The organism is Dysgonomonas sp. 37-18 (assembly GCF_001899125.1).
Taxonomy (GTDB): domain Bacteria; phylum Bacteroidota; class Bacteroidia; order Bacteroidales; family Dysgonomonadaceae; genus Dysgonomonas.
This window is the reverse complement of the sequence record NZ_MKVC01000016.1, coordinates 143,132-157,437: the sequence shown is the minus strand read 5'-3', so window position 1 is coordinate 157,437 and position 14,306 is coordinate 143,132. Positions and strand designations below refer to the sequence as shown.

Below are 14,306 nucleotides of genomic sequence, written 5' to 3'. Positions count from 1 at the left end.
ATTTCAATCGGTAAAAGCGGATACAGTAGATAATGATACACTACAAAGCAACTACCCAATCATCGATTTTTCGATTCAGGGCAGTGATATACCTTCTACTAATTTAATTTCTGTAGATACAGTCATTTCTGACAAGATAAAACCTGTAAAACAGCTTAAGTTTTCATATAAGCAATTAATTATTCCTTCGGCTTTAATTGCTTATGGTGTATTTGAAACAGCTATAGAGCATAATTATTTGCTTAACAGGCAGGTAAAGCATGAAGTAACAGAACATATTGATTCGAAGTTTACCATAGATGACATTTCTCAATATGTTCCGGCAGGAAGTGTATACGCACTGAATTTAATGGGGATAAAAGGTAAAAATAATTTTAAAGACAGAACCTTTATTCTAGGAATATCTACTCTTTTTATGGCAGCATCAGTAAATACGATAAAGTATTCAACAAAGATAGAGAGACCAGATAAATCAGCGAAAAACTCTTTTCCCTCAGGTCATACAGCGGTAGCTTTTATGGGTGCAGAATTTCTTTGGCAGGAATATAAAGATGTTTCAATATGGTATGGCATAACAGGCTACACCATTGCAACCGGAACAGGGATATTTCGTTTATATAATGACAAACATTGGTTTGCAGATGTTATTGTGGGAGCCGGACTCGGTATTCTAAGCACCAAGGCTGCTTACTGGCTTTATCCCTATTTGCAGAGGAAGTTTATGAACAAAGGTACATTTAGCAAACAAATCTCTTTTAGCCCTTTTTATAATGGAAAACAAGGAGGTCTGGCTATAGCCTTATCTCTGTAATAGCTATTGTTGGAGACATGTCCTATATGAACTAATTATAGGTTTGAGCGATTATTATGACTTATTCTTTCTTCGACTAGTCTAAAATAGGTATCTAATACATAAAAAACAGAATACAATAATACAATGGAGCAATTTATTCGCAATATAAAAGAAAATATCAATAAAGAAATTCAGCTTATTGATTCTGAGGAATGTAATATCTTTCAGAAATCTATTAGTATTATTTCATTATTGGAGTCTACATTTGATGAATTAAAAGAATTTGTTTCAAATTATACATTTAAAAGTCCGCTTGATGAAATCATCTTTTTTAAAGAGACGAAACCTCAACTTTTTAGCATTCTAATTTACCATAGAAAGATATATAATCTGGAAATGCGAATGCCCACCGGAAGTTGCATCGATCGCAAAAATTATTTAGAAGGAATTTTAGGACGCATAAAGTATTTTTTCGATAATAATGCTGACTTCTATCAATATTATCGTTCAGGAAGTACCCACCTTGATAAATATTACTTTCTAAGAGGTAAGCCAGATATTCAGTTAATACAGGATTGCTTCTACTTTGAAAGGGACTCTAAATTCTCTACGAGCTTTGATTTTAAGGTTTCGAAGATGATTGCCAATGAGAGATTAACGGTATATGTAAACAATAAACTCCTACATATTAGTAATCTCGAATCCAATATTCAAGACTCATTTAATTTGCCAAAGGCAAGACTGACATGGACTGCTAAAAAAGCAGAACTTGTTGAGCAGATTTACGCATGGGATAACGCAGGTTGTTTCAATAATGGCAATACGAATATAAAAGAGCTAGCGGAATATATTGAAACTGTTTTCAATATCAATTTGGGTGACTTCTATCACACGTTTCTGGAAATTCGAGAACGTAAAGGTAGCCGTACTTTATTTTTAGATAAATTGATAAAGCTTCTCGAAGAAAGAATGGATGGATTAGATAATAAATGAGCATGATTTTTATAAAAATACACTATATTTGTCGATAGGAAAATAACACTATTCAATAGCGGACAAAGAACAGCCAATAGCTGTCAATTAGCTTCTCCTAAAGTGTTCACCTCAAAGCGATCTGATCAAGTAAAGTATTGAATAATATATGGTTGATAGGTGTGGTTCACAAGCCCCCGCTTCCGCAGAGAAGTGACCGAATAGGTCACTTCTTTTGTTTTATATATCTACAAGTCTTTCTTAGAGATCTGATATTACCCCTCAGCTTTTGTTGCTGAGTCTAGGTTTTTTGATAATCCAGTTTGAGCCGATAAATCATAAAAAAACTACTGTTTTTCTTTTTGTAATTATTATATATTGTGCTAATTTGTAATTTATGATAAGAGATTATTTTTGGTAATAGGATTAAGTATGTTATTACTTGCTTACATTGTATTTTTAATATATAGTCTTTTTATGAACATTTTATTGTTAACGTGCTTTCTTATAACTTAAATTGATATTTATATGAAAATTGAAGATATTTCTATTTTTGGAGAATATTCCCAATCAGAAAATAGAGTTACGGCAGCTTTGTTACAGATACTAAAAATTGGTGGAGAAAACCTTATTCGTCATGTTATGACAAAAGTAGGGATACAATTGCCTGATAGTGAAATATCAATTGAAACTCAGGTTAAAGAAGCTCAGGGTACCAAAGACCATTCCCAAAAAAGAAGTGTGCCTGATGGTTTATTGTCTAGTAATTTTGCATTCAGAATATTTATAGAAAGTAAGATAATAAAAAATAAGATCGATGTCAATCAGTTGCAAACTCATAAAAATAAATTAGTAAATAAAACAGATTACTTAATATATATTACTCCCGATGAAATTAAGCCATCTTTATTAGGAGATACTGCTTGGATAAATTGGAACACTATAAATCAAGAATTAGAAGACTTTATAACAGAAGAAGGTGAATTAAAAACTAATAATAACATGGAGTTACTATCCTTCTTGATAAAACATTTTACAACATTAATTGATAGGTTAAATTTAATAGAAGAAAAGTGGATCCCTGATGAAGATAGAGTCTTGATTGTTGCTGCATCTTGGGCTGAAAGTATAGCTCTAAAATACAACTTCTATGCTTGTCAAGAAAGAAGAAGCTTTAAACCATCTCGCTATATAGCATTTTATAATAATAATCGAATTTCATATTTATTTAAAGTATTAGAAGCTCCAAAAGAAAGTGTTGAATTAAACAAAGTTGATATAATTAAAACTAGTGATTACTTAACTGTTGATGACTCCAATTATGACAATGGAAAAAGAAAAGTTTTTATATTAGAGAAAGTAAAAGAATTAGAAGATCCTATTCTTAATGATTCTCGTGATAAAAATGATAATTTATGCCCGTATACTTATGGACAACCTCGTTATACAACGATAGATAAATTCAACAGAGCAAAATATACGTCCAATCTTAAATAATTAAGGCTTATTCATTTCTAAGTGGATTAATATTATGATAAAAGATCCAGTTGTATAGTAATTTATATCTACAAGTCTTTCGTCGTTGGTCTAATATTATATAATAGGTTTTTTCGATAACTCATTAATGATTATAAATAGTTTTTGAAATAATAATTATATTTTGTAATATTGCATAACATATTTGTGTAGTAGACGAACTATTGAACAATTGCCATTACACAAGTGTTGAAAGAATAAACTAACATCAAAAATATCATCAATTATGTTAAGTAAAAAATTAGAAGCTGCATTAAATGCACAAATCAATGCTGAATTTTGGTCAGCATATTTATATCTGTCTATGGCTGCTTATTTTGCAGCAGACGGAAAACCGGGTTTTGCAAACTGGTTCGAAATCCAGTTTAAGGAAGAACAAGATCACGCAATGAAATTTTTCAAATACGTTACTGATAGAGGTGCAAAAGTAGAATTGAAGCCAATTGAAAAAGTGGATTTGGCTTGGGAATCTCCTCTTCATGCATTTGAAGAAACTTTGAGACATGAAAAGATCGTAACAGGGCGAATCAATGACTTGGTGGCGTTGGCTAAAGACGAAAAAGACTATGCTACCGAAAGTATGTTGAAATGGTTTGTAGACGAACAAGTAGAGGAAGAGGCTACAGCACAAGGTTATATTGATGCGTTGAAAATGATTAAAGATAACGGTTTTGGAATCTATACAATGGATAAGGAATTGCAATCAAGATCTTATTCTCCAGTAGCAGGTTAAAAGCAATGTTTAAATTATAAATGTAAATCTCTCCGGAATATTCCGGGGAGATTTATTATTTTTACACTATCATAACAATTATCCATGTGATACAAATAGAGCACATATCCAAAACGTATGGAGATCAGGTAGCCTTATCTGATGTAAATTTTTCGATACAGAAAGGCAATATAGTAGGGCTTCTCGGAGTAAATGGTGCGGGGAAGTCTACCTTGATGAAAATTCTTGCAGGTGGTATACTTGCAGATAAGGGGCGGGTGACTTTTTCAGGAGAAGACATTCTTTCTAACCCTTTAGCGATTAAAAAACGTATAGGGTACCTCTCGGAAGACAATCCTTTATACGAAGATATGTACGTAAAAGAATATCTGGAATATGTTGCCGGCATCTACAATGCAGGGGATGATGCCGTTTCCCGTGTTATTGAACAAACCGGACTCGAGAGAGAATATAAGAAAAAAATAAAGGCTCTTTCAAAAGGAAATCGTCAACGAGTTGGCATCGCTCAGGCATTGGTTCATAACCCTGAATTTCTTATCTTGGATGAGGCTACTTCCGGCTTAGACCCCAATCAACGCGAAAGTCTCAATACTCTTTTCAAGGAACTGTCGAAAGATAAGATGATACTTTTTTCTACTCATATTCTATTTGATGTAAAAGCTATTTGCTCTCGTGTGATCTTTTTAGATAAAGGAAAGTTGTTGATAGATAAAAATATAGATGAAATAGATTCTATAGAAAATACATTTCATATTCTTACAAATGAAAATAATAGCTGACAAAAATATACCTTATCTCAAAGGTGTAGCCGAATATTACGGAGATGTTACTTACCTAGATGGAGCTGCTTTTACTCACGATGCGATCAAAGAGGCTGATACTTTAATTGTGCGTACTGTAACTCGCTTTGACGAAGCAATACTAAAAAATACAAACGTAAAGCTTATATGCTCCGCTACTATTGGTTATGATCATATCGATACAGATTACTGTGATGCACATGATATAGTGTGGCATAATGCTCCGGGGTGCAATTCCGGTTCGGTGCAGCAGTATATCGTTTCTTCATTGATAAGAACCTCTCGCCAGAAAGGCTTTGTACTCAAAGATAAAACGATAGGTATTGTTGGTGTTGGCAACGTAGGGAAAAAGGTAGCGAAGGCTTGCGAAATGTTAGGTATGAAGGTTCTGCTAAATGACCCACCACGTCAAAAAGCCGAGCAGAGAGATTTATTTGTCAGTCTGGATGAAATAATAGATAAAGCTGATATTATCACTTTCCATACACCCTTAACAAAAGAAGGCGAATATAAGACTTATCATTTAGCCGATACCGAGTTCTTTTCGTCTCTCAAGAGAAAGCCGATAATAATAAATTCGGCGAGAGGAGGCATTGTAGATACAGTGGCTATAAAAATAGCTATAGCTAACAACCTTATATCGGGAGCAATTATCGATTGCTGGGAAAAAGAACCCGATATAGACCTTGAATATATGGAGATGGTTGATATTGCCACCCCTCATATCGCAGGTTATTCGGCAGACGGAAAAGCCAATGCAACGCGTATGTCTCTAGAATCTGTTGCAGATTTCTATGGGATGAGTAAAGAACCGTTATCTGGCATAATAGCACCTGATCCTGTAAACCCTATAATAGATCTCACAGGACTAAAAAACTCCGATAATCTTCTCTTTGATGCTATATTGCATACATACGACCCTATGTCTGACTTCGAAAGACTAAAAGCATCTCCTTCGACTTTCAAGCAGCAGCGGAATAACTATCCTTTGCGTAGAGAGTATTTTGCTTATAAAATAAATGCTGATATTTCTTCTGATGTGAGGCAATCCCTTCTGGACTTCGGTTTTGCTGAATAATTATAAATTAATGTTCCGGGTTATTTCCTTATTTTACGATTACAAGTTGTTGCTCATTAACTGAATTCCAAGTCTTTCGGCTTCCTCATATTTTTTCTTGTCGAAAGAGTACAAATTGGGCGATTTGTGAGCTCCTACTTTCCGTGTTTCATTCAATGCTTTTATAAAGCCAATAGAGAGCATTTTGCGCTGGAAGTTTCTACGGTCTAGTTCTCTTCCTAATATTGCTTCGTAGATACTTCTTAATTCCGGCATTGTGAATTTTTCGGGTAGAAGTTCGTAACCGATAGGTATGAATCCAATTTGTTTGCGTAAGGTAGAGAGAGCGGTTTCAAAAATAATCTTATGTTCCGGGTGTAAATCTGAGATATTATTTATTTCAAACCATTCGATATGTTCAGTATCGTTATCTTCGAGGAGTTGTGCATCTCCTGATTTGATAAGAGCAAAATAGGCCAGACTAATTTCACTAAGTATTTCGGGGTTTTCGTTTTCTTCTTGTTTTTTATCTTTTCTCCCAAAGAATGAGAACTGCTTCAGATAGGTATCGCTTAATCCTGTTTTTGCTTTTAAGATCCGGCGTGCCGTTTCATCCGGTATTTCATCTCTTGTTATAAGCCCTCCGGGAAGCATCCATTTTTCGCCGGCACTGGGTTTGCATAGTAAAACTTTGAGGCTTCCTGAGTGAAATCCGAATATTGTACAATCGACCGAGATATTAAGATTGAAAATATCCTTTTCTTTTCTCTGAGGCTCAGCAGTAGATTTTTCTTTTTTCATAAAAATTAGAGTTATTGTAGCTTTGTGTTGTAAGTGTTTGTGCTGTCTTTTTTATTATCCAGATAATAGATGTGAAATTCGGCTTTCTCTTTAGCTGTTTTAAGGCTATCGAGCTGCAACATCATTACTGATAACTGATACGATTTGGAAATCGCAGACTTTACCTGTTGCGATAAAGTATATGTATATTTTCCTTGTCCATCTAAAGTGACCGATAAAGGATTATTGGTATTTGAGAAAATGAACTTTGTAATTCCATTTTCCTTATTACCTGAGAATCGGATTACTTCATAAGTTTTGCCCATGTTTGAGAAGCGATAGTTCAAACCATCGTCATTCACTGGTATAGACTCCGCGAATGAGCCATCTTTTGACAAAATCTTTATTTTATTATGTTTTTGTCCGCCAATAAATACACTTTCAATATATAACTGTCCATTTTCTTCTACTCCCGAACGAAGAGTTGTAGATGTAATAGATGAGGTTACACTCTCTTTTGGGATATAGCTTCCTGTTTCTTGATATTGCTTGTTTTGTTGAAAGCTAAACTTCGTTTTCTCTTGTTCTACTTTGGGTTCAAAAGAAGATATAAGCGAATCGCATTGCGCTATTATTTGCTCGTTTTCCCCTCTGCGGATCGAGTCTAACAGCAAGATCCCTGCTTGTAATTGTGGAAAAGCTTTCGGGTGATTTGCTTTTAGGCTATCAAGAGTCTGTTTAGCTAAAGCGTATTCAGCCTGCGAATAAAGCTGTCGGGCTGTATTTAGTTGTCTTTGTGCTTCTTTGTTTTCAGATGTACAAGCGAATAGTAAAAATGACAAAAGTATTAATATACTTCTATAATAAGTTTTCATTGGACTACACTCTGTATAAGTATTCTGGGAAATTGTACTCATGTAATTTTAGGCTAAATTACAAATTAATTTTTAATTTAACATTACTATTGCCTAATAATTGTCTATATTACACTATACGGTATTGGTTTCCACCTATTTGATATAGATAAAGCTATTTATGTTTTAGTCTGAAAATACTATGCCGCTGAGTGGTTGGTGTCTAGTCCGTTTATGAGATATGAGTTTTTTATTTCTTTACTCTTGTCAGTTCATGCTTGAGCATATAGTTAGCAGTTTGAAACATGGCCGCTGAATATAAGTTCATGCTATCTGCTTTCTGTTTGAATAGGGAAAGAAGATTGTCGCTACTATTTTCACTATATTCATATAACCCATCTATCTTCGATTTGAAGTTATAAGTATAAAAGTATTTCTCATCGATACATCCAAGGGCATTATCAGAAGAGAAAAACATATACGGACGTTTTGTCTTAAACATGTCTACCCCAAAAGTATTATTCATGTACGAACGGTCTAGTAAACCCATAATGGTAGGGAATACATCAATTTGTCCACCCGGACTGGAAACCGTTGTGGGCATATCTGTAAACGCCGGAGAGTATATGATCAGTGGGATATGGTTTAGCGAAAGAGGCATTTCATAGGTTTGTGTGCCCACTATTTTTCCATGGTCTCCAAGCAATACAAATATTGTATTTTTAAACCAGCTTTGTTTTTCTGCATCAGCAAAAAATTGTCGTATAGCATCATCTGCAAATGCTACTATTTGGAATTCGGGTTTTGTGCTTACATTTTCAAATTTTTCAGGTACAATATATGGAGGATGATTGCTCACTGTGAGTATTGTTGCAAAAAAAGGAGATGATGTCGGAGCCTTTTCATTTATTTTGTTCAGCGAATAACTGAGTAGAAAATCATCAGCAACACCAAAGCTGTTTTTTCGCATTTTGGGTGGATAGTTTTCTTGAGAATATATCTCTTCAAATCCATTTTCCAATAAGAAAGCATTCATATTGTCATACTGGGACTCGTGCGGCATGAAGAACATCGTTTTGTAATTTTGCTCTTGTAAAGTATTTGGCAACCCTTGGCATAAAGGAATTGTTACATTTTTCATCATGTTCTTATCAAACAAGGCCGGTAGTCCGTACAGTGTGGCTAAGATACCATGATTGGTATGTGTGCCGGCTGAATAAAAATGATTGAAGTAATATGATTTCTTTATAAGCTGGTTGAGAAATGGAGTTATTTCTTTTCCGTTTTCTGTGACTTTTAGCAGATCGGCAGACATCGATTCCATGAGTATGACAACTACATTCATATCTTTTGCCGGACTTTCTGCTTTAATATATCGGGCAATAGGCGACTTTAGCTCATCAGCCGGGTTTAGTCCGAAAAACTTCTGTGTATATGAGATAGCGTCTTTTTCTGAAATAACATTGTCTATGCTATGATGAGTTTTCGATGATTCGATAACATCCCGCAAGAAATAAAAAGAGGGGTTTATTCCCAACTGATTTAAGAATGAATTGTTGCAAAAGTAAGCTTGGCTTGTTTTTATCGGATTGTATCCGAAACGCCCCCTGATACCCAATATGCATAGTATGGCAAGGATAAGACAAGTGGGAATGTAAATGAAATATTCTTTTCCTTTTATATTTTCTTGCTGTAGTTTTAAAAGCCTTTTGCTCAACTTGAAAACCAGATATCCAAAAGCAATGACTACTACAAGAAAAACACCCATATATATGTAATATGATGTTTCTTCGAATATCATTTTGGCAGTTGTACTGCTTTCTTCATTCCAATTGAAGATAGAACTGTTCAGATGTTTGAAGAAATAAGCGAAGTAAGGAATGTCTGCAAAACCAATAGCAAAAACCACGGTATAGATCAGTATATAGTATACGTTGAATGAATTGAAGGTAATTTTATTTACTTTATTAAGAAGACCTAGAATGCAAATAACTATGAGCGGTAATGCTGAGATGTAGGATGCTATAACATTGTCGAACCAGATCCCTCGGAGCAAAGCTGAGAAAATCCAACTGGCTTTTGAGGTTACACTTTCTATATGTTGTAGATTTGTCAGTAATAATAAGGTACGTTGCAGTGACATTATGATTAATGCCATTATATGTATCGACAATACATATAGAATGCTTATTTTTATTTTTTTCATCGGAATACATACAGAAGCTGTTTAAAAGCAAACACTATGAGGTGTAATTGCCTTATTAAACAGCTTCTTATCTTTGTATATTAGTTAAGTTCTATCAAACAGGAATAGTATTCTACCAAGCAAATAATGGATAATCTTTCATTATTCCATTTACTTTCTCACGTACAGCTTTTATTACTTTTCCGTCTTCCGGATTAGAAAGAACTGTATCTATCAATTCCACTATTTCTCCCATCAAAGGCTCTTTTGCTCCACGTGTAGTGATTGCCGGAGTACCGAATCGAAGGCCTGATGTAAGGAATGGACTGCGGCTATCGAACGGAACCATATTCTTATTGGTGGTGATATCGGCTTCTACAAGAACTTTTTCGGCAAGCTTTCCTGTCAGTTCAGGGAATTTTGGACGCAAATCTATAAGCATAGAGTGATTGTCTGTTCCTCCTGATACTACTTTGTAGCCTTTATCCATAAAAGCTTGAGCCATAACAGCCGCATTCTTTTTCACTTGAGCCTGATAAACTTTGTATGAAGGATCGAGAGCTTCGCCAAATGATACCGCTTTAGCTGCAATCACATGCTCTAGCGGCCCGCCTTGAATGCCCGGGAATACTGCCGAATCTAGCAATGCAGACATCATGCGTACTTCTCCTTTCGGGGTTTTCTTGCCCCAAGGATTTTCAAAGTCTTTGCCTAGCATAATTGCACCACCACGTGGTCCACGCAATGTTTTGTGGGTTGTTGTAGTCACAATGTGTGCGTGAGGAAGAGGATTGTTAAGCAATCCTGCTGCAACCAGTCCTGCCGGGTGAGCCATATCTACCATAAATATAGCACCTATTTCGTCGGCTATTTTGCGGATACGTGCATAATCCCAGTCGCGAGAATAGGCCGATGCTCCGGCGATGATAACTTTAGGTTTCTCTGCACGGGCAACTTCTTCCATTTGCTCATAGTCTACTTGCTCTGTTTCTTGTTTTACATTGTATTCCAATGCATGAAACATCAATCCTGAGAAGTTGACAGGCGAACCATGTGATAAGTGTCCTCCGTGTGAAAGGTTCAGTCCAAGAAATTTATCTCCGGCCTGCATACAAGCAAGGAATACTGCTGCATTTGCCTGAGCTCCAGAGTGTGGTTGTACGTTTGCCCACTCCGCTCCGAATATTTCTTTTAGCCTATCTATAGCTAGCTGTTCGCTAAGGTCTACAATTTCGCATCCCCCATAATATCTTTTGCCCGGATACCCTTCTGCATATTTGTTTGTTAAGCATGATCCCATAGCCTCCATTACTTGTTCACTGACAAAGTTTTCAGAGGCGATAAGTTCAATCCCTTTCAGTTGTCGTTGATACTCTTTTTCAATAATATCAAAAATGGCTGTGTCTCTTTTCATAAACTGATAAAATTATGAGGTAAATAAATCATCGAGCAAAGGTAACTATTTTAGTAATTTATATCGTAGTCTTTTCTTTAATTATTTTCTTGATGTAAAAGCTAGTTTGTATCTTAGATGCAGAAAATATATAATTTTCTGGAGGAAGATTTTTTCTTTAAGAGATGGATAAAAATATTGTCTCTGTGTATATCACATATAAGAAATATTAAATTTTATCTATATATACTGGTATCGCAGTAAAGAGAAAAGTGACATCTAAAAACATACAAATAACTGTCACTTTTGTCACCTTTTATTGAAATGTTTGTTTGTAAGTTATTTGAAATCAAGTATAATAGGCGTATAAAGCGTTAGGTGTATAATAAAGCATATATTGAATGAAATTATTCGAAAATAATAAAATACTATTCAGGTATCTGTTTGTAGTCATTGCTCTTCTTATTGTGGTGGCATCTCTTATTGTGTCACATTTTTTGGTCGAGAATCTGTCGAAAGAAGAGAGGAATAAAATTGAGATTTGGGCTGAGGCTACAAAAGAAATGGCAAGCAATGCTGAAAATATGAATATGAATTTGGTTGCTCAGATACTGAAAAGTAATACGACGATACCTGTTATACTATACGATAAAAAAGAGAATTTTTATACTTCGGCAAACATCGATCTCCCCGAGCTTGACGACCAGATCTTTCTGAAGCAAAGAGCAGAATCTTTTAAAAAAAGGCATGAGCCGATCATCATTGAAGCTGAGGGGTTCGATCAGTACATATATTATGATGATTCGTATACGTTAAAACAATTGCAGCTATATCCTTATGTTCAATTGGGTGTGTTGTTTATATTTATGATTACAGCTTTCTTCGCTCTGTTTACTACTATGAGAATGGAGCAGGATCGCCTGTGGGTAGGGTTGTCTAAAGAGACTGCTCATCAGTTAGGGACGCCTATATCGTCTTTGCTGGCATGGCTGGAATATCTGAAACTCAAAGAAACGGATCAGTCTATTGTAAGAGATATGGAGAAAGATGTAGACCGATTGCAAATGATTACGGATCGGTTTTCTAAAATAGGTTCGGTTCCTGCCTTAGAATCTCAAAATATGGTAGATATAATTCATCGGTCGATTGCTTATCTCGAAAAACGGATCTCAAAGAAAGTTGTTTTTGTTGTAGAACTGTCAGATAAGCCTCTCTATGCACAGGTGAACGAGCCATTGCTAAGCTGGGTAATAGAAAATCTTACCAAAAATGCTGTTGATGCTATGAGCGGACAAGGGCAAATAATATATCGGCTTTCTGAAAAAGGGAAGTTTGTATCCCTTGATATACAAGATACAGGGAAGGGCATTCCCAAATCTAAGTTCAGAACTATTTTTAATCCCGGTTATACAACAAAATCGAGAGGCTGGGGGCTCGGACTCTCATTGGCGAAGCGTATCATTGAGTCTTATCACAAGGGGCGGATTTATGTAAAAACGTCAGAAATCGGTGTGGGGACAACATTCTGTATTGAGTTAAAAAAGGCTGAATAGTGTCATCCGGACAACTTTTTAACTGTTAAATCGGATAATTTTCTTATTTTTGTCGCAATTCAATTTATTTTTAATAATTCTATAAAGACTGATGACTAAATTCTCAAAAGCCTTTTGGGTCGCCAACACAGTTGAGCTGTTGGAGCGGCTAGCGTATTATGCAATTTTTATTTCATTAACCTTATATCTATCCAATGTATGGGGCTTCAATGATGTTGAGGCCGGTATTATCGCCGGTTCGTTTTCTGCATTGTTGTATTTCTTACCCACATTTGTTGGTGCATATTCCGATAGAATCGGTTTCCGTAAAGCTATAATGGTTGCCTTTGCTCTTCTTACCGTCGGGTATTTCGGGCTGGGCTTAGTGCCTACTCTTTTGGAGAGTGCGGGGCTTGTTCAATATGGTGCTGCCAATGCAGTAGGACTAGAGTCCGGCGCTAAAGATAGCGGACTGGTAATAGAAACTTTCCGTTCCTTTTTTACCTCTTTAGGAGTCGGTAACTTTGACAGATACACTACGTTTACAGGTCTCAGAGAAAGTATGCAACAATGGACAATTGTTCCTATACTGTTGCTGATTGTTGTGGGTGGAGCTTTTATAAAATCAGTGATTTCGGGTACTGTGGCTAAAGAAACGACTACCGAAACACGAGCAAGAGGTTTTGCTATTTTCTATATGATGGTGAATATCGGAGCTTTTACAGGTAAGACTGTAGTCGATCCGCTTCGCAAAAGTATTGGAGATCAAGGGTTGGTATATTTGAACTATTTCTCGGGAACGATGACTTTAATCGCTCTTGTTATCGTTTTCTTTATGTATAAGTCGACACAAACAGCAGGACAAGGTAAGAGCCTTTCGGAGATATGGCAAGCCTTGATAAAGGTATGTAAGAACGGACGCCTTGTTGCTTTGATACTTATCACCAGCGGTTTCTGGATTGTACAGCAGCAGATGTATGCCTCTATGCCTAAATATGTAATCCGTATGGTAGGAGCTGATGCTTCTCCGGGATGGATTGCTAATGTAAATCCCTTCTTTGTCTTCCTGTTGGTAAACCTGATTACCACGATAATGAAAAAGCGTTCACCGTTATCGTCCATCATGGTAGGTATGTTTATTATACCTTTTTCAGCACTGATTATGTCCTTTGGAAACATAATGGGTGGTGATCCTATTTCTGTATTTGGACTTACGACCATACATCCTGTAACGCTTACCCTTATCGTGGGTATCGCCTTCCAGGCCATAGCTGAATGTTTTATTTCTCCTCGTTTTCTCGAGTATTTTTCATTGCAATCGCCTAAAGGAGAAGAGGGGCTTTATCTTGGGTTCAGCCATTTACATTCATTCGTTTCCTCGTTGGTCAGCTTTATTGTTGCCGGTTTCTTATTGGAAAGATTTTGTCCCGATCCACTGTCGGAGCACTTTGCCAATTCTACCAATTTTGCCGCTGATTATGCTGCAGCTACAGCCAACGCTCATTACCTTTGGTATGTGTTTTTTGCCATAGGGCTTGTTTCTGCCATTGCTTTGGTTATATACGGTATAGTCGTGCGACGAATAGATGCAAAGAAAGTGATAGAATAATTTATAGATAGTGAAAATATAAAAATCCTCAGGAATATTTTTCTGGGGATTTTTTTTGTTAA

At 35.8% G+C, this 14,306-nt stretch carries 12 protein-coding genes; 8 read left to right on the top strand and 4 right to left on the bottom strand.

From position 1 onward, the window contains the following. The 6 genes from BGO84_RS06395 to pdxB all read left to right on the top strand — a co-directional run. Window positions 1-811 (top strand): phosphatase PAP2 family protein (locus BGO84_RS06395; RefSeq protein ID WP_291028514.1); only part of this gene is annotated, 811 nt, incomplete at its 5' end. Between the two features lie 126 nt (window positions 812-937). Then, window positions 938-1,786, top strand: a complete 849-nt coding sequence (locus tag BGO84_RS06390) for an RteC domain-containing protein (protein WP_006801096.1) — start codon at window positions 938-940, stop codon at window positions 1,784-1,786. Between the two features lie 507 nt (window positions 1,787-2,293). Continuing rightward, a complete protein-coding gene (locus BGO84_RS06385) occupies window positions 2,294-3,262 on the top strand; it encodes a hypothetical protein (protein WP_291028513.1) in 969 nt (322 codons plus the stop codon). A 265-nt stretch (window positions 3,263-3,527) separates the two neighbouring features. Next, a complete protein-coding gene (locus BGO84_RS06380) occupies window positions 3,528-4,034 on the top strand; it encodes a ferritin (protein WP_283687442.1) in 507 nt (168 codons plus the stop codon). 86 nt (window positions 4,035-4,120) lie between these two features. Continuing rightward, entirely contained in the window at window positions 4,121-4,813 is a 693-nt protein-coding gene (locus tag BGO84_RS06375; protein WP_291028511.1) for an ATP-binding cassette domain-containing protein, read from the top strand. After that, a complete protein-coding gene (gene pdxB, locus BGO84_RS06370; RefSeq protein ID WP_291028510.1) occupies window positions 4,797-5,912 on the top strand; it encodes a 4-phosphoerythronate dehydrogenase PdxB in 1,116 nt (371 codons plus the stop codon). Before BGO84_RS06375 ends, pdxB begins: the two co-directional genes overlap by 17 nt. Before the next feature lie 39 nt (window positions 5,913-5,951). Here the strand turns inward: pdxB and BGO84_RS06365 are convergent, their stop codons facing one another. The 4 genes from BGO84_RS06365 to glyA all read right to left on the bottom strand — a co-directional run bounded on the left by BGO84_RS06365 (window position 5,952) and on the right by glyA (window position 11,124). Next, the gene (locus BGO84_RS06365; RefSeq protein ID WP_291028509.1) at window positions 5,952-6,692 is read right to left on the bottom strand and encodes an NUDIX domain-containing protein; all 741 of its coding nucleotides are present in this window, start codon (window positions 6,690-6,692) and stop codon (window positions 5,952-5,954) included. An 11-nt stretch (window positions 6,693-6,703) separates the two neighbouring features. Then, a complete protein-coding gene (locus BGO84_RS06360) occupies window positions 6,704-7,546 on the bottom strand; it encodes a hypothetical protein (protein WP_291028508.1) in 843 nt (280 codons plus the stop codon). 229 nt (window positions 7,547-7,775) lie between these two features. Then, on the bottom strand, window positions 7,776-9,731 hold the full coding sequence (locus BGO84_RS06355; protein ID WP_291028507.1) for an alkaline phosphatase family protein: 1,956 nt from the start codon (window positions 9,729-9,731) through the stop codon (window positions 7,776-7,778). Between the two features lie 112 nt (window positions 9,732-9,843). Beyond that, the gene (glyA, locus tag BGO84_RS06350; RefSeq protein ID WP_283687436.1) at window positions 9,844-11,124 is read right to left on the bottom strand and encodes a serine hydroxymethyltransferase; all 1,281 of its coding nucleotides are present in this window, start codon (window positions 11,122-11,124) and stop codon (window positions 9,844-9,846) included. A gap of 380 nt (window positions 11,125-11,504) precedes the next feature. Between glyA and BGO84_RS06345 the strand changes: the two genes are divergently transcribed. Together BGO84_RS06345 and BGO84_RS06340 are read left to right on the top strand one after the other, a co-directional pair. Further along, a complete protein-coding gene (locus tag BGO84_RS06345) occupies window positions 11,505-12,656 on the top strand; it encodes a HAMP domain-containing sensor histidine kinase (RefSeq protein WP_283687435.1) in 1,152 nt (383 codons plus the stop codon). Between the two features lie 91 nt (window positions 12,657-12,747). Next, entirely contained in the window at window positions 12,748-14,244 is a 1,497-nt protein-coding gene (locus BGO84_RS06340; protein ID WP_291028506.1) for an MFS transporter, read from the top strand. Window positions 14,245-14,306: the final 62 nt, after the last annotated feature.

What these genes read in the sequence shown, in the direction of transcription:
- BGO84_RS06340 (WP_291028506.1), top strand. Translation starts at nt 12,748, where the DNA reads ATGACTAAATTCTCAAAAGCCTTTTGGGTCGCCAACACAGTTGAGCTG.
- BGO84_RS06360 (WP_291028508.1), bottom strand. Translation starts at nt 7,546, where the DNA reads ATGAAAACTTATTATAGAAGTATATTAATACTTTTGTCATTTTTACTA.
- BGO84_RS06355 (WP_291028507.1), bottom strand. Translation starts at nt 9,731, where the DNA reads ATGAAAAAAATAAAAATAAGCATTCTATATGTATTGTCGATACATATA.
- BGO84_RS06380 (WP_283687442.1), top strand. Translation starts at nt 3,528, where the DNA reads ATGTTAAGTAAAAAATTAGAAGCTGCATTAAATGCACAAATCAATGCT.
- glyA (WP_283687436.1), bottom strand. Translation starts at nt 11,124, where the DNA reads ATGAAAAGAGACACAGCCATTTTTGATATTATTGAAAAAGAGTATCAA.
- BGO84_RS06365 (WP_291028509.1), bottom strand. Translation starts at nt 6,692, where the DNA reads ATGAAAAAAGAAAAATCTACTGCTGAGCCTCAGAGAAAAGAAAAGGAT.
- BGO84_RS06385 (WP_291028513.1), top strand. Translation starts at nt 2,294, where the DNA reads ATGAAAATTGAAGATATTTCTATTTTTGGAGAATATTCCCAATCAGAA.
- pdxB (WP_291028510.1), top strand. Translation starts at nt 4,797, where the DNA reads ATGAAAATAATAGCTGACAAAAATATACCTTATCTCAAAGGTGTAGCC.
- BGO84_RS06390 (WP_006801096.1), top strand. Translation starts at nt 938, where the DNA reads ATGGAGCAATTTATTCGCAATATAAAAGAAAATATCAATAAAGAAATT.
- BGO84_RS06345 (WP_283687435.1), top strand. Translation starts at nt 11,505, where the DNA reads ATGAAATTATTCGAAAATAATAAAATACTATTCAGGTATCTGTTTGTA.